General features: G+C 49.4%; 4 protein-coding genes. All 4 read right to left on the bottom strand.

The genetic code is table 11. The features are described 5' to 3' along the window. Nucleotides 1-8: 8 nt before the first annotated feature. The gene (locus AC58QD_RS17130; RefSeq protein WP_497335373.1) at nt 9-9,614 is read right to left on the bottom strand and encodes a chitobiase/beta-hexosaminidase C-terminal domain-containing protein; all 9,606 of its coding nucleotides are present in this window, start codon (nt 9,612-9,614) and stop codon (nt 9-11) included. A 21-nt stretch (nt 9,615-9,635) separates the two neighbouring features. Then, on the bottom strand, nt 9,636-17,309 hold the full coding sequence (locus tag AC58QD_RS17125) for an S-layer homology domain-containing protein (RefSeq protein WP_497335371.1): 7,674 nt from the start codon (nt 17,307-17,309) through the stop codon (nt 9,636-9,638). Between the two features lie 38 nt (nt 17,310-17,347). Further along, complete coding sequence (locus AC58QD_RS17120) at nt 17,348-22,702, bottom strand: hypothetical protein (RefSeq protein WP_497335369.1); 5,355 nt, start codon at nt 22,700-22,702, stop codon at nt 17,348-17,350. A gap of 524 nt (nt 22,703-23,226) precedes the next feature. After that, nucleotides 23,227-24,234 (bottom strand): HD-GYP domain-containing protein, encoded by a 1,008-nt coding sequence (locus tag AC58QD_RS17115; RefSeq protein WP_497335367.1) that lies wholly within the window; start codon nt 24,232-24,234, stop codon nt 23,227-23,229. Between the last annotated feature and the right edge of the window lie 32 nt (nt 24,235-24,266).

Genomic DNA, 24,266 nt, shown 5'->3' with positions numbered 1-24,266 from the left:
ATCGCTAATTACTGGGTTGCGGCCATAATGTCCTCGTACGCCCAATGTGATGGATCCAAATCGGTATACTTGGCAGGCATGCTTTGTTTCTTCATACCGATGATTTTGTTGATCAACACGACTGATTCCGCTCTGGAAATTTCTTTGTCCGGTGCGAAGGTGCCGTCAGGATAACCATCCACATAACCTGCACTCGTAAAGGCATTAACGTATTTCTCAGACCAATGAGCCTTCACGTCAGATAGGATCGTGATTCCTTCCTCCTCGATATCCAGCTTCAATACGCGAGATAAAATGACTACAAATTCCGCTCTGGTCAGCCCTCGATCACCGCCGAACGTACCATCTGGGTATCCTTCTATGATGCCAGCCGATGCAAAGAACGCAACCAGATCCTCCTGCTCAGCGGACTCTATATCCGTAAGCAGGTTGCCGACCGTAACATCTTCCCGGTCGAGCAAAGGAGCCAGAACTTCGACAAGCTCAATTCTGCTAATGGCGGTATCCGGCTTAAACTGAGCATTGTCATATCCTTTGATGTACTTGACCTGATTCGCTTCAGCCTTCAGTTCATACTTGGCATTCGCAACCTCGTAGTTCATCGTTACGACCCGGTCATCCTTGTCAGTGATCACTTTGATGGTCATATTCCCCGTGATTAAAATGCCGCCTGTATAAACCGGGCTGTTCTTCGTCGGGATGCTGCCATCGGTCGTGTAATACAGGATTGTACCCTCGGGTGCGGTCAACGTCATTTTACTGTTTCTCGCAACTGTAACGGGTTCCTCACCTGCAACAACCGTTTCTTTGCCGATATTAGCAGCGATAGGAGCTGGCTTCGGAGGCGGCGGGATGAAAAATCCTCCGCTTGGTGCCGGTACCTTTGTCATAACGCTGATTAAGTCTTGGCTTACTCCAATCCCATTTATTGAAGTGATTGCCTTTAACGTTGTCGTTTCGCTCAGCACGATCGGCTTCTCGTATAACGTCGAGGCCGTTGTAGGTGGACTCCCGTCCAGGGTGTAGTAAATGGTCCCTCCCGCTTCGTCTGTCAACAGCACTACGGAAACCTGGCCCACAAAGTTTCCTGCACCAGGAACAGCCTTCGGTCGATCAATCTTCGTATAGACTCCGGACCATACATCGCTCGGTCCCTTGCCGTCTACGATAGTGACCGCGTTAATCGTTGTAGTCCGCGTTAGACGAATAGGACCCATATAGCGCATAGAGCTTGAGTTCGGCTGACTGCCGTCCAACGTGTAATAAATGCTTCCGCCAGGTTCATCAGTCGCCAGCGCTACAGATATCGGATCACTGAAGACAGTCGCTCCCGATACCGATTTAGGCTTAACAGCTATTTGCGTCCAAACACCCGAGAACACTTCGCTCGTTTCCTTATGGTTAACGAAGGAAATAGCCTTAATGGTCGTAGTTCGTGTTAGTACAATTGGCCCTGTGTACAGTAAGGAAGCATCTGAAGGCTGACGGCCATCGAGCGTATAATAAATGTTGGCACCAGGCTCATCGGTTGCGAGTACAACAGAAACCTGATCAATGAAGCGGTCTGCCCCCGAAACAACCTTTGGCTTTACAGCCGTCTCCCCATATTTTAAGGCTGGAGTATTAACCGTAATGATTCTGGAGCTTCCGTTTACGGAGGCTGTTAATTCAGAGCTTCCGTTTGTTTTTAATGATCCCTTGAGCGTTCCTGAAGCGGCGCTTATCGTTGCTTCGTCCGGATTCGCAGTCCACATTACGGCTGCATCCTGTGTTAACCCGAAGTCCGATGTAATGCTGCTGATTAGATCGTCTTCATGAAGCACAACGGCTACAGCGCTAAGCTTGGAAGCTGCTGTACCGTTAAATGCGGTCAAATGCGGGTAGAAGCCCTGTACAGCCTGCCATTTAGACGGGTCAAAGTTAGCTGACAGTGTAGCCATAGTCAAGTTTTCGGTTAGAATGCCAGTCGCTTTGCCCGTTTCTCCAATCACTCTATTCCCAGCGGCATCGTAATAAGCTGTATTTCTCTTCAGCAATTGCTTGTCGAAGAGGGTGTTAGTAAGTGTGGCGGCATTCTCCTTCTGGCCCGCAATTCCTCCGGCAAAGGTTTGACCTGCAATGAGCTTGCCATCAACTCCTGCAATAACCTGGCCGTCATTCATGACATAACTGATGTTACCGTCCGCAGCGTAACCGACGATCCCGCCGGCCCACGCTTTATCCGTGCCTTCGGCCTTTACTCGTCCGGAATAATAGCTGTTATCGATCGCTCCGCGGCTGATTCCGGCAATTCCCCCGGCCGTTGCTTCTTTGGAAGCGACGTCAACGAAGGCGGATGAGAACGATTCACTGATCGTACCCGCTGGCGTATTCTCACCGGCTATCCCACCCGCAGCAAGCGCCAAATCGGGATTTATACTGCGGATATTGCCCCAGGCATAGGACTTCTGAATTTGACCTTCATTGCTGCCTGATATGCCGCCTACGAAACCGGCTGAACTCGTCACGGTTCCAGACACTGAAGCTCCACTGATCGTGCCGGCATTAGTACCTGCGATTCCACCTACATCATCAACACCCGCAACGTTGGCTCCTCTTACCTCGATATCGCGTATCACAGCCCCGGGATGAGTAACTCCGGCAACCACCCCAAGGTTCGAGCCAGCCTGTAATCTAGGTTCCACAAACTTAACATTTTTGATCGTTCCAAATTGCTCCGAGATGAACCCGAATGTATTCGTCGCTGAATTTGAATAGTTAAAGCCGCTAATGCTGAAGCCTCTCCCGTCAAACTCGCCTCGGAAATCAGCAAACGGAATCCATAGAAACCCGCTCAAATCAATATCTGCCCCAAGAGCAAGCTTGCTTACATCAGCTTTAACCGCAGTATCCCGATGATACAGACGATAATAGTCCAGTGTCGGATCATTGTTCAGGAGAACGGCAGCGGATAGCTGGTTCAGTCTGACTAGGACAATCTCGTCGGATGGAGCGCTCTCCAGCAGGAAGTGCACATCCGGCTCCATATTCCAGCTTGCAAATGTTAAGGCGTTCGTTCTGTCCTCTTGTGTAACCCCTGCAGAAGCGCCTGCATTGTGCCCTATTGGAGCAGGGGTACCGGCATAATAGGATGCGGTAACCTTTCCGTCCCTGAAGTTGTAGCCGATCAGTGATCCGAGATAAACGTTGGCACCATTTACATTCCGAATCAGCTCAGGGACATGTGCATAGACGTTAGTCAAAATACCATCGTTATATCCGGCAAAACCCCCGATATACGATCGCGTTGCATGATTGACTCCGGTCGTCGTAATTTGCTGCTGTACCGCGTAAGCACTACTAATGCTAGCCTTACGCTCAATGATGGCTGCAAAACCGCCGCTCCGGGAATCGAAGCCGGTGTTGGAAACCGTTCCGGCTGCATAAGCATCCGTAATCGAATAGTGATCAACCGAGCCTGCGAAACCGCCGGCATAAGCGCCGGTAATTCCTTGTACGACCACATTGCCCTTGGAATAAACCCGCTTCAGTTGCCCATCCCCGATCGTTGATTCCCCAAGCAAGCCCGCAAAGCCACCTGAATAAATCGTATTTTCTTGATTCGTGTCAACTACCTCAACCGGGATATCGGCGAATGAATTCGAGATTTTCGTCCGATCCGCTGAGCCTACGAACCCGCCGACATAAGTGGCCGGCATGATGCTTGGTTTTGTAACTGCGCTGCTGACGGCGATTTTTTTCCCATCTCGGTTAACCGCGTTGGTGTAGTGGATTTCACCGTCCGACGTTTTACCTGCGATGCCGCCAATGCTATAAATCGTGGTGGAATCCGCCCGTATTCCATTCTGTGCTGTGGAGCTGACGATGATTCCATCGCTGAAGCCTGCTAATCCACCAACTGCTGCGATTTTGGCGCCACTGACCGCAAGCTCTGATGCTGCTTTCGAGAAATAGATCGAAGCCGTACTCAGCTTACCGGCAATTCCGCCAACGAGGAGGTCGGGGCCGTTGTCCACGCCTTGCGCTACTATTTCTTTCGTATGAACAGATGCATCATAAATCCCATGATAGTAAGGCGTTTTGCTGCCGAAATCGAATTCCTTGTCTCTCGTGCTCGACGCCATGATCCCGACAACACCGCCGATCACGCTTTCCCCTGCAGATGCGCTAGAGGTGATAGCTGGCATAACGTCTGCTCCGTACACAATCGAATCTTGACCTTGCCCGACTATACCGCCTACGGTGACTCGATTGGCTGCGGCATTCAGGGTTGCATCGAATTGTGCAAGTCGCACGACCGTATTCGTAAGCCTGCCTGCAATCCCACCCATCACAATGTCGGGAATGCCTGCAGGATTGGTGATGACGATCTTCTCTACCTTCACATTCTCGATATCGAACGTACTGTTGCCGCTCCCCGTCTTACTACCGACTAGTCCGCCTACGGTTCCGATAGCAGTAAGATGAGGACCTGCTTCAATCGATGTCACCGTCGAATTGCGGATCGTGTTCGCGGCATCAGACTGACCGATCATACCGCCCAAGACGGACCCCGTCCCCTGCGATTCCAGCTTGCCGTTCAGGGTCAGCACTATATCGTTGGCAACACCGGACACATAACGACCGATCATTCCACCTAAAGTTTGGTTCGCACCTGAAGAAGAAATGTACTTCCCGACGATGCTGACACGCAGTCCGGTGACATCACCAGTCTGCTTCCCAATCACTCCGCCGACTACTGCGTTATTCGCAGAGCTGCCTATACTGCCATCAATCAATCTTAGCTCAAAGCTGTTAGTCAGAACCGTGGATGTATTATCTCCTACGATTCCGCCAACCAGGGCGTTATTCCCGGATGCTTCGATTCGGCTGCCGCCGTCTAATGTAAGCGTGAGAAACTCCATCGTCCCCGTATTCGTACCGATCAAGCCCCCGGCCGTTTCACCTCTAACATGGGCACCGCCAAGCAGCTTAATGTGGGAATTGGATATTTTCCCCTGATTAAGGCCTGCCACTCCCCCGGTGCTCTGTCTGCCCGAGACCGACAACGGCTCCATGTTCAAGTTGGTGACAATACCATTCGATCCGATAACACCGAACAATCCTGAATAATTATGATCAGGCAGTAGGCTAAGTCCATCAATCAAATGATGACCGCCGTCCAGCGTCCCTTGGAAAACACTATCCATATTAAATCCAATCGGTACCCATTGGTTGGATTGAATGTGAATCGGATTCATGACCCGGATCGTTCTGTCCTTGAAGTCGAATTTCTGAACGCCGGGAATTGTTCCGTTCACAATGGCTGCAAGCCCCGCAAGCTCCGCTTCGGTCTTCACTTCAAAAACGATCGCTCCCTTATCCCGCACATACCAGTTGAGGTTCGTGTTGACGCTGCTTCCGCCATCCCCACCCCCGGTATTGGCTGTCCGGATCAGCTCGGGATATTTGTAGGCCGCATTCAGGGAGCCGTATTTCCATGCCGCGTTAAAATCCCATCCCGACAAATCCGGGAAAGTCGCGCGGTCCATTAACGTTTCCGCCAGAAGCGTGCTAAGTCTTACATGCGCATTAAGAAAACGATGCTCGCCTTCCGCAAAATCCGGCAAATCCTTATTGATGTTCAAGACTTCATCCTTTAAATAATAGTTCTTATAAAGCAGCTCTTTATTGATGTTATCGTAGCGTCCGACGAAGCCGCCGGCATAAGCGCCGTTATTCCCTGTTACTTGTGCTGCGGAGTAGCTGTAGGTGGCCAAGCCTTCCGTAATTCGACCAATGAAACCGCCCGAGAATGAATTAGCGCCGTTCGCGACTACTTCTCCCCCCACATAGGAGTTGGTAATCGTTCCTGCTTGATGCTCACCCACTAAGCCGCCGACTACCGTGTAAGTTCCGCCTGCAGTCACCTTCATCGTGGAATGAGACTTCTCGATCGTACCGCTGTTGCTGCCCACAAGCCCGCCCAAGTACACGTATTTCTGCGCTGTTCCGTTAGCGTTGCCTGTTACATCAATATCGATATAAGAGGATAGCACTCGGCCTTTATTGTCACCAACTAAACCCCCGGCAATCGAATCCTCCCCCTCCAGAGTAAGGTTCGCATTGGAGTACGTGTAGAATAGGGTGGCGGTTGTTGTATTCGAACCGGCCAGCCCTCCGAGGATGCTCGCATTCCCTTTGGAGGATAAGTTGATTTTATCCGTGATGCTGTTGTTGGCAATCAAGCTCCGGTTCACCCCTACCATCCCTCCAGTAATGGAAGACGGAGCGGATACCTGAACATTCCCTACGATCCTACTGTTCTGAATCGTGCTAATTGCGGTATTCGGATTTGGACTCGGGTCGCCATCCCGCACATCGTTGAGACCGATGAAGCCGCCGACTGTTGACGAGGCTGCCGAAGCATTGACCTTTACATTCAGATTTTCCGCATAGCTGCTTGTAAGAATAGCTGTTGAAGTACCCTTATTGTAGGCTGCTATTCCGCCGACAATCGTTCTTGGACCGCTGACGATCACATTCACATTGTTCATTACGACTTTATCAATTCGTGTACGATCGTTATATCCGGCCAACCCGCCCGTATAGCCGTCCGTTGCAGCTGACGTAGTGGAAATCATCACGTTCTGCATATTGGCCCTCAGCGCGTCCCCGACAATCGTTCCGCTTTCGATCCGGCCTGCTATTCCGCCAGTCGTCACACGAGCTGCCTTAACGGTCATAATAACCGAATCAGGTATTACCGCAGATAATTGAGGATTCAATATGCTCGTTGTTTTGGCATAACCGACGATCCCGCCGATATAGCTGTTCACCCCTGCGGCCGTTATGAACAACGAATCTCCAAGTTGAACCGAAGAGTTGGTTAGAACAACCGGTGTTACGCTGTCACCCAAAGGCTCTGAACGCCCGGCAATTCCCCCGACTTCGGCTGCTTCTCCGTTCGCTTCAACCTCCAATGCCTTTACCTGGGAATCGGTTAATGAACCGGTGGTGTAGCCAGCGGTTCCGCCGATTCGATTCGCATTCCCTCCTGCAATGACCTTCACATTTTCCGCCAACGTACTTGGAACGGCCCCATGGTTCTCCCCAAACAAACCGCCGATCGAAGCGCCGTTCCCTTGAGCCGTTACGGTTAAGCCTTTCACGGACAAGGCATCCCCATCGCTAAAGGAAGCGTAATTGATCCCGGCAATTCCCCCCGCTTTGGCCGAGGGTGCCTGGAGCTTCATCTCCACATTCTCTGCTTTCAAGTAAACGGCCGGTGAACGGTTTACCCCGATCGCTCCGCCAATGCTGCTATTCGCGGCCTTTACATCGATTACCGCCTGATTCACCTCGATCGGTGTCCCGGCCTGACCGATAATAGCTTCGGCAGAGAGATTACCTGCTACAAGCCCTAATGAATAATCACTTTTCCCGTTTTCGGTGATTAGGCCGACTTTGGTCACACTGCTTCCGGCAATCGTAAGAGCTTGATCGTTAATGCCGACAATACCGCCGGCCGTAACGAGATCCTTCCCATCAACCGGAGCGGCAACCGCAGCATCAATAGTTACACTATTAGGGCCAACAAATTCACTTTGGCCGACCGTTGCGCCGCTAATTAGCCCTTGGGCTTTCCCTGCAACCCCGCCTGCAAAACCGCCGGCAGTTGTTACTCTCACCGCAACAAACTGAATCGCAGCCGTATTCACGCTGCCCTTAAGATATCCAGCCACACCGCCGGCAGCTCCTTCAGACGTTACCGAAGCGAAGACGGCTGCTGTATTTCCTACATTCGTATTCGATATCGTGCTTCCATCTATATACCCCGCAATACCGCCCGAATACACATCGGCTCCACCGGTAACATGGAGTGCTCCCCGGAAGCTGGTACCTATCATACCGCCGATGTTATTCCCAGGGGCGTAGTAACCTACGATCCCCCCGGTGTTCACTTTTGCATTCGGGCCAGATGCAGCAGCTGTTACGATTATATTTCTCGAAAAAGACGCTCCGGTAATCGTTTTATCGAGAATTCCGTCATCTGTAACCATCCCAATAAAGCCACCGGTGTATATTTTCGATAGGCCTGTTACCTGAATATTTCCCGTACTGTTGACATTCGTGCTCGCTTCACCCGATGCTCTCGCATAGGCTCTGTTGGAAACAATGCCTCCTGTATATAGGCCTGTTCCTCCGGTTACCGTAATGCTTCCTGAATTGTCATATGCACCCGCTGTCGCACTATCCAGCAATACCCGAGTGTCAGCATAACCGATCAACCCGCCGGTGAAGGCCTCATCAGGCTTGCCTGCATGAATTCCACCGGACACCGAAATCGCTCCCGTGCTCTTGGCGGAGCTCAGGAATTGAATATTGCTGAGTCCTCTACCGATCAGCCCGCCTGAGTAAACATTTTGCTTGCCTGATGAAGCCACAGCCACACTATTCGTGAAATTTTTTTTCCACGTAAAGGAGCTCTCCGTCATACCGACAATACCGCCCGTATAAACGTTCATCCCCCCATTGTTTGTAACAGGGCCTGTGCTTGTAAAGGTAATATCAAATGTACGGTCCATCGGTTGCGCTGTAAGCGCTCCAACGAGCCCGCCGGCATACGTGCCGATTGCATCAGGCGCTTCAATGTTGACCGCCCCGGCATTCGTCGTTCTATTGGAGAAGGTAACATCTGCGTTAGCCTTCCCCAGTATTCCTCCTGCGTAGCTTGTATTCCCGCCGGTTGCGGTCACGGAGCCGCTGTTAATGATGGGCGTATCATCCTCGTTCATGCTTATGGAGCCGAAGGCATACCCGGTAATCCCTCCGGAGTAAACAGCCCCGCTAACGCTGATCGCATGAACGGCCCCTTCGTTCGTAACCTTCTTTACCTTCAATCCGGCGAGGTCTGCATAACCCGTAATCCCTCCGGCATGCACTTCCGAGCCGGTCGCTTGAACCGGCTTAAGGTTTATCGAGTTGGCAACGATTCCGTCGCCTGCTCCAACAATTCCGCCAACAGAAGTTCTTTGAACCGTTACTCCATTAACGACGACTGGCAAATGATTCGTTATATCGTAGACATAGCTGTTATTGATCATTTTTCCGACAGCCGCACCCGCAAAAGCGTAAGTGCTCTGTGTGACGGTTTGAATGTTAATGGAACCGGTATCCGTAAACTCGAAGCCGCCCAATGTTCCGCCGTCCATGTTTCCGATTAATCCGGTGTACAGGAAGCTTCCATCTACCTTCATGCCGATAATTTGGACCTGGCCTCCGCCTTTGGCAATCATCGTTCCTTTGAATGGATGTTCTCCTGTCCCAATGGGTACCCAAAGATGGCCGGTCAAATCCATATTTCCGTCGATCTCCAGTATTTTACCGTTAAAACCGTCGATCGGGACCCCATCGATGACGGCACCTTCGTTGACTAGCTTAGCCACACCGGCGAGCTTTTCTTCCGTATCGATATTAAATGTGACATGCTCCTTCTCATACCAGCTCGTTTCCGCATGGTCGATCCAGTTTTGCCCGCTGGCGTTAGCTAGAAACATACTAGAGAATGCCCATAGGGCTATGCATACAACAGCAAATCCAATCGCAAAGATTGATTTTTGCTTTAGTGCCATTTTCCACACCGCCTCAATTGATTATCGGTTCCCTGCTGTGATCCATTGATCAAGCCTTACAGCGATGGCCGCAGCCTGTGTACGGTTCAGAGCATCGGACGGATTCATATTATGATTGTCGTCCCCTTGGATAATGCCGTTCTTAATGCTCAGTGCCGCTGGCTTCCTCGCCCATTCCGGGAGCGAATCCTTGTCGTTATATGCGCTGAGGATGCGGTCTGTCTCCTGATCCGAGATGTCCTCCGCCAAACCAAGCACATTCAGCAGTCTTCCGACCATCGTCATCGCTTCCGCTCTGGAAAGCGTAGCTTGAGGGGCGTACGTACCGTCCTCCAAACCGTTCACAATGCCCATTTGTGCCGCAATCGATACACTGCGGTTATACCAGTCGTTCGAACCGACGTCCGTAAAGTTTGCAGCTGCATTCTTATTCATCAACCCGGCTACACGAAGCAATATGGTTGGATATTCAGCTCTCGTGATTTGGCTTTCCGGCTCGAATTGGTCAGGGCCCTTCCCTAACACGAACAGCTTAGCCGATGCATCCTTGATGCTTTGCTTACCCCAGAAATCATCCTCGACATCTCCAAAGCTCTTTGTATTTCTGACGAAGAAGAGGTTGCCTTGTCCCGTCAGACTCACGTCAACATAAGCTTTGTTGTCTACAAGATCCAACTTCCATGGCAGCGTCGTCCATTGTCCGTCCGGACCTTGCAGTACGACTGCTGTTATATCGCTCACCTGAATCGAATCAGGCACTGGAATTTTTGCAGCAACATAAGAGCTCCAGTTCGACTCCGGAATATTCGTTTCCATAGTAAAGCCCTGCCCTGCAGCCAATAGGGAGGCATCCACGTCGGCGGTGATATTCTTCATCGCATCTATGGCTTGCTCGTTGTTTGGCACAATTCTTATTTCCAAATCTTGATCCATTCCTGCGAGCAGATCCGGGGTCAACACTACCTTGCCCGTAGGTAGATCGATCTGAATCGTTTTATTCTGACTCACGACCTGCTGTGCGACTTCTTTATCAATGCGGAATGTATAAGAGCGGAACGACTTATTTTGGGAAGTAATAATGATGTCTTTCTGATCCAAAGCCTCTGCATCCTCAGCCGTAATATGGGCGATTAAAGCATCCTCGGACATTTCGGCTTTTAAAGGAACATCATTAACCGTCAGCTCTCCTGGCTTCGCCGGAGGATTCAGTATTCCTCCTGCGAATCCGCCACCGGGAAATACCGGAGACCATACATTAGCGGTGAGTCTGCCGGACCTAGCCACAGCCAGTTTGTCACCTGACGTTCTCTTGGCTACAACAATCGTATCACCTGAGTTCGCAGCAATTTCTCCGTTGTAAGGAAGAAGGCTCCACGAGCTGATTGGCTCCTTGAATTCAGGCAGTACAACATTAGCTCCTCCCGAAAATACCTTGTATGCAAGCTGATGGCCAAGCATTTTTCCAGCATCGTTGACGATTACCTTTGTACGTCCACTGTTACCCGGTATGACGGCAATAGAAGCCGCAATACTGTCTAACGCTTCTTGCATCGGAAGCTCTGCCGATGCCACAACCATTGCTTGAAGGGCTACATCGCTGGATATTCGGTAGTTTGCTTGAATAACGCTTGCACCGGCCGCAATCCCGGTAACCGTTCCATCCTCAGCGAGCTCAACTGCATCGCCCATCGCAATGTTATAGCTCAGATTTTTCTTTTCCTCAGCGGACATGATTACTTCCTTGAATTTCGCCTTTCCATTCGCATCCTTCCCGTCTGCCATGCGAAGGAACGCTTCAATTTGCCGGCTGCCGCTTTCACTGCCGTCAGCCTTCAGTTCAAATACAGGAAGCTTTCTCAGGATCAAAGCGACGGGCGCGTCGAACCGGTCGTTAGTAAGGACCACCGATGCCGAATTTTCATTGCCTGCACCGTCGCGTGCGACGATTCTTAGCTTGACATTCGGATCTGCAGATTTCACAGACACTTCTCCAGCAAATTGTCCATTATCCGCTACGGCAAGCACGGTTTCTTTTACCTTTTGCTCCGTTCCGTCTGGAAGAGTAAGTAGCTCTTGGACCGTAAGAACCGCATCATTAGTTGTCGTACCCTTCAAAGATACTTTCCCATCCATGGTCCGACTTCCGGAAACCGGCTCATCCAAGTATAAGATCGGCGCAATTTGATCCAGCTTCAAGTAAAGCATAGTAACCGAAAGGTCCTTAGTCTTCGTGTTTCTCGCCCTAAGCTCGATCGCATAAGTTCCGTCGGTTTGAAATTGATTCAATTGCAGTGTACCTTGACTGTGTGATCCATCATTTGTAAGGCTAACTTTGCCAATCATTTCCTCGGAGTAGTAAGCCTCTACCTCGATGTCGTTCTGATCGGATACAAGCTCGATCGTTTGCTGCGCCTGATTGGTCAGCAGCTCCATTTTGGGTGCATATGCGGCAGGAGCCGAATTAACTGTAGCTATTCTCGCCAGCCCTGGTTTAGCTGGCACAGGCAGAAGCGTCAAGGTGCTGTCCGTTCTTCCGGCATAATGGTAGTTCTCATTCTTATCTGCTTGTTTGGTCGGTTTTGTTACCGCCGTAACTCCAATGACGTACTCATGACCAACCTCTAGTCCGATATATTGAGCTGTGTTCTTGTCGACCGGAGTTCCTTCAAGGCTGTTCGGGTTAATTTCATCCGACGTTGTCGCTGCGGACCAGCCCCCTAGAACAATACCTTCATATCTACCAGAGTCGGCATTCCAATATTGTATAAGCTCTGCTTCAGTAAACAATTGTTCTCCAAAATTAGAGTAAGCATCGAGCTTGCCGCTTTGCTCCCTAAGCGCCTCGATTTTGAAGCTGTGCTCGAAGTTATCGTGACCCGGCTTCTTAGCCGCTGATTTGAAGGAAAGCTTAAATAATCCATTACCGGCAGGCTCTATGCTTACCTCACTGATCTCCTGCGGAGCAAGCGGATCGACAATTTCAAACTTCTGCGCTGAAGTCTTCGTCCCGAAGGAAGCATCAGACTTAAGCTCTGCGCGCAGATAATAATCACCTTGCTGCAGCAGTCCGCGGATATCCTCCTCGTCTCCAAGCATAGACACCCGGGTTACGTCGATGACCGCACTGCCGTTCGTTACGTTTCCGGTTACGACGCCGTTGTTGTCGACCTGAAGATCCTTGGCGATGAGAAGGCCCGGTTCGCCCGGCTCCAGCACTTCCTGCCCATTTGCCGTTAAGGATTTGGTTGAGGAAACGGCTTCCTTCGTAAGATACAAGCTGATCGTGTCCCCCGCTCCTGCATGCTCTACAGACCAGGAAGCTGTAAATTGATTCGCATCCGCTCCACTAGGTGCCAGGCTTACATCGGTCAGCTTCGAAGTGGTCGGAACGTTGATCAATCGCGTCTCCACTGCAGAAAGCGCGGTCAAGGTCCATGTTCCTCCATCCTTCAACCGATCCTCGGGAATGATGATGTACGCCTTGCGCACATCCACCATGTCGGTCGATGGCCCTGCCGGAATATGCTGCGTGAACGCATTTGCCGACGGATTCGTGTTCGTATTGTCGAATACAATTGGATAAGGCCTTCCTGCTGTGTCCTTCAGTGTAAAGCTCGGCATGTCCTTCTCTACATACTCCATCTCGATGATCGCATTTCCGGTTACGCCCTCCATCGGAATTTCGTGCACTCTACCGCTATTGGAAACGGTAATTCCTCCGATCCCGACGCTCATAGAACCGTTATCCCGCACGCTAATGCCGTCTGCAACCTGATGATAGACCACCTCGTGAGTTTCCTTCTCTGCATCGATCCAGGAGGTAGCGACTGTCTTCATCCCTTGCCCAATCACAAGCAGCTGAGGCCCGCGCTCCGGATCCTCGACGACCATATGGAGGAATCCTTCAGGCAACCCTTCGTCCGAGGTGCCAAATTCGACACCACCGCCCCAATAATAGGTAACGCCTAAGGTAATGAACAGGATGCCGACGCTGCCCCAGATTTTATCGTTATTAACTCCAAAGAACACACTGGCTAACGGCATGCCGCCGACAACCGGCACATCGCCTGGAATTTGCACCTTCGCACCGATATAGCCTTCAAAATCGATTCGGTTTTTCTCGAGATTTTGCCCGACAAATATACCGGCTTTCCCGATAATAAGGTCCCAGCCGCCTATGTCTACTTCCGCTTGGAGTCGAACGAACCAAGGGGTTACCCATTGGGCTTCCAGAAGCGCCATCGTAATCATCGGAAGCAAATCATCGTCTTCCGGCTCTGCTTTTGTAGAGAAATCCAGCTTCCCAAGGATGGCGATTCCCGTCCGTTTCAGCGTGAGATCGATGGCCCCGAAGTGATAAGCAGGCGCAATACCGAATCTGAGGTCGACACCAGCTTGAATGACTAGCGGGAACGGATCGTCCTTCGTGCCTCCAGCAATCGTATCGGCCAGCTCGCGAACCGCCCCCCGAATAGCCTGCAAATATGTAGCCCCGGTAATAAGGACTCCCGGCTTCCCTAGAGTCGTGCCAAATGCGATTACATCGGGCAATATGCGACCGTCAGCGACCTTCTTGAAGGCAAGCTCCGCCTTGATTTCCAGCATATTTTTGAGCTGAGCTTCGAACTTGATTCCATAACGATTGGAAACGCCCTCTACATCCTGAACATAGTGAACAACCGTAATCTCACCGCTTGGCTTCTTCGGCTCTTCCGCTTCCTCTGATTTCTCGGCCTCTTCTTTGGGTCCGAATAATCCCAATTCCTCATTCAGGTCAAATTTGAGCGCCGCATCAATGCCAACAAAGCCTTTATCGTTAAAAATGACGTTGCGCACTTCGGCTTCAATGACCTTCAAGGAAATTTTGCCCCCGAAGGAGATGCCGCCCGGCCTTAAAATAAAATCGTTAAACGAAATGCCAAAGCCGTCGAAATTAAAAATTGAAGATGAGAACAAGCTGTGCTTGTTGAAATAAATATGCGAAATCATCAGCTGACGAAGCGGGTTCAATCTGTCGCCGAGCGCTCCGACAGCCCAGCTAATCGTACCGTTTAAGCTGTCGTCTTCCTCATTGCCGCCACTGTCCGGGAATGTTTCATTCTCGATCACGTAATCTTCACCAAGCGCCTTGTCGAAGCCGTTGAAGAAATCGAGCGTCCATTCCCCTTTATGGAATACGAAGCCGCTGTTCGCAACGCTTAATGTTCCGTCCCCCTTAACAAACAGGGTATCGAAAAATGGCATCGTATTATAACCTCTTTGGTTTTCCATATCGAAAATGTCTAATTTTCCTTGTGCAAACACCATATCCTTACCTTTGTAGGCTACAGCGTCATTAATGATAGCCGGCTCGGTGCTTGTATCCACAACGACCTGCATGTCGTCCCCTGTGCCGACCTGCTTAATCATCCCCCGAACGACGACTAGCTGTTCCTTGTCCTCGTCCTTGAAAAACTTATCCATTTCCTCATCCGACCCGAATAACTCGTACGCATAAGCCGGTACCTCTTCCAAAGCGTCTTCATCCAAAAATTCGGCAGTGTCAAATTCCGGATCGACCGCCTTGCTTGCAATTGAGACATATTGCTTAAGACTTTTATAAACGATTTTAGCAGCTCCCAAGTCCAGCACCGATTCAAAAGGCTTGCCTGGGAACGACTCGTTAATCTCCTCCAGCCTGCTTTCGGTTATGTTTCTTAGATCGACTACCTGCTTATAAATCGCCAGGATGCTTGCTTCCCGAATCCGGGATTCCTCGTTATCGGTCACGAGGAACGTTTGTGACGTTGTAATATCGAACAGCGCAGCGATTTCCTCGTCCCCGCCGGCGTCTCCTTTGTAGTCAATCTCGACCTTGTATTCTCCTAACGGGAGCTCAGGGCCAAGGCCAGTTTTGCCTTCGATCGGGTCTCCATTTTCATTAACCTGATCCCCGCCCCGGTATGTAATGCGCATATCTCCCGAGAAGCCGTCATCTGTCGGTTGAAGCAGGACTGATTCTTTCACTGGCACCTTGTAGCGGGCACCGGAATTGACCTCCTTAAGGTAAACATCGAAGTTTGGATCGCTAGTTGCATTTCCCGTGTTGTAAGCATCAATATTCGTCATATTGACGGTGATATATTTCACGTCGCTGCTGAACAGCTCTTTGGGAGCTAGCCCATAAGCATATGTAGCCGAAGCTTGCCCGATTGGCGGCAGCATGATGAAATTCGCCTTGCTCGATTCATACTGGGCTTTAATTCCTTCGTCCTCAAGACCTTCGATCTTGCTCCGAGTTTGCGGGCTTCTTGCGGTTATATTGTATTCCTTGGTAGTAGGCCATGGTTTGCCTTTTGCCTGCACCTTGAACTTTACGGTGATCGTATCACCCGGCTTAAATGGGGGTTGAATTCCCTGAGCCGCCTCATCCGGTGTTGCCGGTTTTCGGAACTCCAGCTCCTTGCTGCGGAACTCTTCCAGCTGTACCTTGCCGTCTGTATCCCGCACAATCCTTTCGGCTTCGTCCAGTTTTACGAAGCTAAGTCCACTTTCCAAGGTAAGCTCCGCATCGATTCTGGTATGCTCCATATCGAACATAGGGAGATTCTCGATATCGGCGGTGATATCGAAGATGCCTTCATTTGCATACCCGCTGTTGTCTTCCAATGTCGCAAGCTGCTGGGGCGGATCGATATAACGGATCGAGAACACCTTATCCGGCTCGATGATTTCCCCTAGGCCGTAAACCGTTTCAAAGGATTGGAACGACTGAGCGGCCAATGCCTTGGGCTGCCAGTAGAAGGCAACGGCGGAATCGGCAGATCCGTAATCATTCGTGTCTCTTGTAAAATCAAGGTTTCCGTTTGGCATATAATCAAACTTCGTATTGGCCAAGCTGTTCCAATGCCCAACGATCATTTCTTCCACAGTATGAATGTTGTTCTCGGCAAAATTGTTAAACCCATAAGCGATTACATTCGTAGCAAGAGGATTCGATAAATCCAGCTTATCCCGCATTACCCAATAAGGAGGCAACTTATAATAGGCTCGATCTTCTTCCGAAATATTCGGATCGTCCTCCGGGTTATGCACCAGCTTTCTTTCCACCATCAGAGGAGCTTTATAAGCCGTCCCGATTTGGAACGCAGGTCCGTCATTTCCGGCCACCATCGTGTCCAGCAAAATCCGGGTGCCGAGCATCACCTGTGCACCGTTCCGGTTAAAAACCTCATAGCGAATATTAACATTCCCTGCATTTTGCTTATCCGAAGCATTGGAATAAAGCATTAATACTTGCTTAATCTCAACACCTTCGATTTTCCAAATCGTCTCAATCTGCTTCGTTCCGTTGGCGTTCTCCACGATTCGAGGCTTTGTAATTTCCGAAAAGAAGTTGACGCCGAATTTATACGGATTTCCGAAAATATAATCGGTTCCATTGATCCGGAACGTCGTAAACGACGTTTCCGGATTGTCTCCCTGGAACAGCATATTCACGTTTTGATCTTTTTTACGGATCGGCTGTCCCTCCACCGTTCGGATGCCGAAGCGGCCGGTTGCATTGTCTACTGTAACTTTAATGAGTTCATTTTCTAGCACGGTCACCTCGGGCGAGCTGACTTGAGCCGCAACAGCGGTTGTGATGCCGGTAATCGAGCCTAACAGTAATAGGAATGCCAGCGTAAGCGCCAGCGCTTTTTTGATCAGCTTCAATGGAAGTGCCTCCTGTCCTTAACCTGACGAATCATTCGTTAATCCAGCTTTCCGATAAAGAACATTGCGAACTCCCGCTCCCGCTCCTGGTTTCTTACGATGATCGTGTACCAGCCGGCTTGCGGGAACGTAACGGCGAATTGTCCGTCCAGCAAATTCTTCAAAGTCGTTCGCTCCACGATGGTCTTCATTTGGCCTTCGCGATACAGACCCGAATAGTAGATCAAGTCGAAGGTTCCCCATTCGTTGATCATGTCCTGTCCATTCACATCCATAACGTTATGTCTGACGATTTTGAAGGTCAGCGTACTCCGGTCGAACAAAGCGGTCTCCCCGCTGGATGAAGAAATAAGCACATCGTTTGCAAAGATAAGCATGCCATCCCCGCTCACAACGATGACATCCTGCGTAACCGTCGTCGTATTCCCGACTTGATCCAATACTGTGTAGATCACCCGCTGACGGCCAAGCTTTGACAAATCCAGCTCGCTGATGGACACCGTTATATGCTCCGCCTTGGAAACATTGTCGGATACGATATATCCGCCAAGATCCTTACGGAAGTCGAAGTCCGGCTTGTTCTGGGCGATCGCAACCACAGATGAATTCAACCGAATTTCCGGCGCAATATTATCGATCCCCTTGACCTTGATCGGCACCTTGTTCACATTTCCTAGCAAATCCGATACAGCCAGAGTGCTTGAGCCTTCAGAAGAATAAATTCGAGAATAGGTAAACGATCCGTCAGGCTCGCTGATTTGATTCGTGTACTGTCCGTTTCCTCCAAGCGGCACAACCCCGGAGAACACTTTGTTCTTCATCGTTTCCGTTCGACCATTTAATGACACTTGCACTTTGCCCCTAGCGTATGGCTGTCCGTCAATTGTCACAATTTGCTCATCCGGAACCGGATTACCCGCTTCATCTACAAAGGTGTACGTTACAGCTTCTGCTTTAGGCCTTGCAGAAATAATAGTAGTAATCTCTTCTTCAATAGAGGTCGTATTCCCGACAGAATCGGTAACGATGAAGGAAACGACTCCATTGCGCTGCATCGTAACGACAGGCTCCCCGCCCAATACTCGAAAATCCCTGGATGCTTCATCAACAGCTTGCACCTCGAGGGTTACTCCGGACGAGTACAGCACATTGCCGTTGTCATCCTTGATCGTGGCGAAGGTTTTGCTGTTGTTCTCCCCATATTGGTAGGAGCGTACAACTTTGACTTTTGGCCCTTCCTTGTCGATATTGTTCACAGAGGCCGTTGCGGTTCCGGTATTGCCCGCTTCGTCCATAAATTCAAATGTGAAAGTCCCATTTTCCGTAAACGTATAGATCGACCGTCCGTTATTATTGGTGATCCGGACAGGCTCGGTAAGATCACTTAGCTGTACAGATATATTCCCGTTCGTATTTTCCGTATTCAAGTACGTAATACTGCCTAATGGCGAAGTCGCGTCTACATTTTTGACTACGACGAACAGCGTATCCTTGCGATCCGGATCGGCTGCATCCGTTAAATCAAACGTATAAGTTCCGTTCTGCTTCACCGTAAACTTGTTCCCGCTGCGAACAGGAGCAGATGGATTTGCAGCCGATGGCACTACTCTAATACCAAGAGGGAGAACAACATCGATGTCTACCCCCTGATCAGGGCTAACCGGCTTCAAAGTACTGTGCGTTGCCAGCGCATAAACCGGCTCCTCCGAAGAGAGAGCAGCAATGTCCAACGCCTTTGGCTCACTGATGACTCCACCAGGAGTCCTATATTTGACTTGAATTTGCAGAGCATTTGCCTGATTGGTAGGAACCGATACTGCTGCAAAATTCGTATATGGCCGCCATTTCATCCAGCTGGCACCGCTATCCGGAGAAATCGAGAATTCGTAGCCTTCTTTATCTTCCGTTTCGAGACCAAGCTTCACGATCGCTGTATATCCGTCCTCCGTATCACCGTATAAATAGATCAAATCCGATTTCGATGGTGCAGGGGGCGTATCTACTGCTCCTGCTTTGGAAATCTTGAAGCTGTTCGTAGTGCTGCCGATGATGCTGTTTCCAGCTCCATCCTTTGCTTTCACATATAACTTGTAATCTACGACTTCTCCAACTTGAAGAGCTGCGTTGTCAATGACTACCTTTCCGTTAGCAAGCAGAGGGATCCAAGCTGCTGAGCCTTCTGAAGGCGCCGCTTCATCGGCTTTGACCCACATGTACTCTTTCGTAACCCCATCCGTGCTGTATGGCTCCGTAACCGTAACGATCACTTCGTGAGCAGGCATCGGATAAGCAACCCCATGTTTGCTGTACGTTATGGTTGGGGGCGAATTATCGAAATAATAGGCTTTCGAGTAATAGTAGTACCGCTCTGCTCCAGCTTCCTTGGCCTTAATATGAACATATTGCAAGCCGTTTTTCGTTGAGTCCGCCGGGATCAAGTAGCTTTGTTCCCCGTTCTGCCCGTTCTCGGCGTAAGCTGTAAGCTCTATGAAATCCGAATCCTCGGATGGACGTATGGTGCTGGTGCTGAAAGCATATTTTACATAGGCATCCAGCGGCGAGTAAGTCGCTTGAGTCACCGACTGCGGTGCGTATGTGGCATAGGTCACCGACGTCACCGTGTTCAAGCTTTGGGGGTTGAGCCCGCTGATATGGAATAAGACATCATGGCTTTTGACATATTTCGGATCCGCTTCAGGCTCGAATCTTGCGCGGACGCGACTTTCCGAGTTGACGATTACAGGCTCTTCCTTCTTGGCAATACGCTCATTGCCTGCTTTATCAACGGATTTGACATAAAACGAATAACTGCCGTCTTCAAAAATGTCATTCAAGGTGTTGGCGGTCAGTTTGTCAACTACTAGTGCTGTATCCAGCCAAATCGCTTCCTCCGGATCGTTCCCGTCCTTGACCCATTTGTATTGCACGGAGTCAATCCCGCTATGTACATCTACGACCGTCGCTGATACTTGAGCGTTAGCCGTCTGGTTATCTCGGATGTCGCCCATCGTTACGATTGGTGCCCGATTGTCCAGCTTCATAGTGCCTACCTGATAAGTCCAGTTGGAATCGTCCTTTTTGAAATCGGATAAAGGCCATACTTCATATTTACCCACTTCTCCGAGAGCTTTGTTGTCGGCGTAAAACTTCTTATCTGCTTCAGACCCTGGTGCTTCATCAATCCATATATCATATTGAGTCTGATTATTCTGGATATAGCTCTGCATCTTCTCATATTGCATCAGCTCTCTCGCCGAGTCCCACGTCATATCCGCCGTCCATGTGTGCAAATACCATTCGCCGCTGTTCTCGTCCGTCAAAGCTTGAGGAGGCGGGGCAAGCATATTCGTCTTGTTGTTAACGACCTGCAGGTTGAGCTCGGCAAACTCTGTTTCTGTCGGATATAGGTCCGTCCTGGGCTGCTTGGCTGTAAGGGAGTACCTTTTGAGCGCTGCATAATGATCGTCGCCTTTCTTAGCGAAAGGGTCAGCTGTGCTCTTACTCCATATGTAATAAACTAGCCCGACAGACGGCGCTGAAGGCCCTGTCATATTGGAAGGGCGATATATCCCTTTGCTCGGCCGATCTGTCCCGCTTCCCACCGGATCGAGAGCCGGCACCTTTAAGACCGGATCGTTTGCATCGATCGTAATTTTCCCGTTTTTCTGGTAGGTCGAGCTGCTCGCTCCACCATTCTCATAGCGGAAGCCGATCACAGGCTTCGTGTTGTCTATCGAGAGAGTGGCCCAGTCGATTTTCGAGTTGACGTTGGACTGGTCTCCGTCCACGTGAATGCCTTCATAATTTGCCGGCTGAATCAGCATATTCCCTGCGTAATCCTGCAGAACGTTGGTGTCAGGCGCTCCGGCTTTGTCATCGTGGGATAACGCAACGACCTTCAGAAGCGGTGCCTCAACGTTTACGCCGTCTGGAATTTTCATTTGGAATTTCCAAGTCTGTGTATTGGTGCCCGTAACATAGTAGGCTTTCATTCCATTGTTAAAAAGCAGAAAAGTCTTATCTAATTTTAATTTCCATGCGTCCTTAACAATCGCTTCTTCTGTCAACTGCACAGTGAAATCAATCGTGTCATCTTTGTTTAAGGTGACTCCGGTTAATATTTCCGGTTGAATCCCATTGCCGCCCTTCGTATACTTAGGCGCCACCGCATCAATAATTACACGGTACCCCCCATTTTGATAGTCAAAAGGATTGACGGTATCGCCTACTAGATGATTGTTGCTGGAAGTGCTCGCCTTGCCTGGAAGCTGAATGGTGGCTATATTGCCCGCCCCGTCGACGAATGTAGCTTCCTCCAACTTCTCTTCCATCGTTTTGTCAACAGGAGCGCTACCTGTAGAAGTTCCGGTTATATCCGGATTCAAGGGTAGATTGCCGCTGTGATGATACTTCTTTCCTATATATTGGAAGACGACACTTTTATGAAACGAGCCCAAGTTACCGGCGTTATAAGTCAGGTTTTTCAAGTATTGCTGCTGTCCTGCGGCAGGGAGTCCAGTTCTATCCGGATTTACGAACAGCGGATGCTTCGTAAAATGCTCGTAGTAATTCGTATTTAGCGAGTATGGCTTGACGTGTTCACTGAAATTGTAGGCAAGTGTAATATGTTCGTCTTGCTTGACGAACAGTTCTTTTTGGTTGACCAGGTTGTTCCTTTCCGCTCCATTACCGGTAAAGGTATATTCCTTTAGAACGGGTCGGGTTTTATCTTCAAATTTGATGAAAACACCAGCTGCACCGGTACCCGCCTCACCATCTTCAAAAATCCTTCTTCCGCCCTCCACTATAATCTCAATCTTGGAGTCCGTATTAAAGGAAGAGCTACCACTGTCAGCTCCTAAATCCCCATTACTTGCAAAACCGTCTAAGACAATCCTGCCGTCAATAATAAACTTGATTGAGCTGTATCTTTCCCAGGTTAATCCTTCATAGTAGAACAATGCTTGATAACCAAACCTCACTTGGGCATCCGGACTTAGCGCAAGCTCACTAAGCTGGGGGTTATCCGCAACATCGATCTCAAATTTAACATACCCGTTCAACTTCTCCCCTGGCTGCCTCTTCATGCCAATAAATACTTTTCCTTCACTAAAATTAGCATCGGGACGCAGGTATTTCCACTCCGTTAGCTTGAAGCCAGGAACGTCAGAAATAGCGGTATGACCCTCATCGCCTGATGGCCTTGGAAAGTTTATCATTGCATTCTCGGCTCCGTGGGAAGCATTCCCAATTAATGCTCGGCCTGCGTAGACCTCCTTATCTCCCCCCGCCGCTTGTACCTCCCTGCTAAACCCACTTGGCAGCAAGGAGAAAATCTGGATTAGCATAACTACGATAGCGATGTTCTTTGTTATATTCCTTCTTTTAAGCACTCCAACAACCTCCTACTTTAGCTCTATTGTCACGCAAAAAAACCTGGAATTACCCTACGTGGGTTTAAATTTTGGAACGCAATATAAGCATCGTGTGATAAATCGCCAATCTAAGTTCCCGATTTTTCAATAAAAACCTCCGAATCCCCCTCTTCCTCCGCATGACTCACCATCCCAGCGGGCACTCTCAATCTATTGGAAAATCTTTAATTCTATCAATCCCATTCGACACCATTCGATATTATATCACACGAAAATCCGATAGAACTAGATAAACTAGGTAATTTTACCCTCATAATATATTCACATTTTGTATCATTTAGGTCTTATTGCTTACTAATTTTCATCCCCTTCTCTTTGGTCGCATGATCGTATTAGGACAAACGCTCTACATTGCAGTTCTCAATAACTAATTATAAATAGGAAATCTGACAAAAAACTCACAAAACCAAAAAAGCGCCACTGCTGTAACCAGCAGGGCGCTCACATTAATCCAAATCCATCAAACAAACTCCAACCATACCTTACAGGATCTGATCTATATAAATAGAACAATCCTTGCTTAAATCCAAGTACTTCCCGTTCACTTCCACCAGCGGTCTCACCGGATGAATAGGGTGTATCAGGATAATCTTCCCTACCGCACCATTGGAGAGCCTCACTCTGTTCCCGATCAGCATGTCCATAATCTTTTTTACAAAACACAAGGTGGTGCGAGGCTCAAGCAGACCATAAGCATTCTCCGACATTTCCTTCAGTACTTTATAGAACGGAACCGGTTCTTTGTACACTCTTCTGGAGATCATCGCATGGAACACGTCAGCAACCGCTACAATTTTGCTATACTCATCAATTTCGCGTGATTTAAGACCATAGGGATACCCGCTGCCGTCTTCCCGTTCGTGATGCTGCAAGGCAACAAGCGCATGCCGATACGGTATGCCAGGGCTGTTCCTAATAATGTCAAAGCCATGTATCGTATGCTGTTTCACTTGCTCGAACTCCTCTTTCGTAAGCTTGCCAGGCTTATTAAGAATAGAATCCGGTACTCGAACCTTCCCTATATCATGCAAGAAACCAGCCATCGTGAGTTCAACCTGCTCATGCTCATTGAATCCTTTGGCGCTGCCAATTAATCTTGCTATAAGCGAAACACTGATACTATGCCTGTAGGTGTATTCATCGTGTAACTCCATATACTTGAACACGTCGCTTAAATTGGACTGGCTGCTTAATTGTATAATTAAAGGAATAATTTTCTCCCGAACATCTGAATACGGAATTTGATTGGAATGGCGTACCTTGCGAAAATAGTCCTTCACTTCAGAGATAGCGGAATCAATAAGCGGACGGAGCGCGATATGATCTAGATCCTCTGCCTCAAGATAAATACTATGATAAGCGAGCAATTCAATTTCCCTCTGAGTGAGTATCTCCTGCTCAGGGATGATCAGTGTTCCGGACTTGTTGTAGATGTTCCTGTTCACACGAAAACCAACGTAATGACTCCATTTCGAACGTATAGATTGCATTTCCTCACTCGCTTTCTACCACATTCTCTTGC

It is taken from the genome of Paenibacillus sp. J2R1T-4, assembly GCF_059692235.1.
This window is presented reverse-complemented; position numbering and strand designations above follow the sequence as displayed.

Coding starts and splice junctions, on each gene's coding strand:
- AC58QD_RS17130 (WP_497335373.1), bottom strand. CDS start 9,614: ATGGCACTAAAGCAAAAATCAATCTTTGCGATTGGATTTGCTGTTGTA.
- AC58QD_RS17115 (WP_497335367.1), bottom strand. CDS start 24,234: ATGCAATCTATACGTTCGAAATGGAGTCATTACGTTGGTTTTCGTGTG.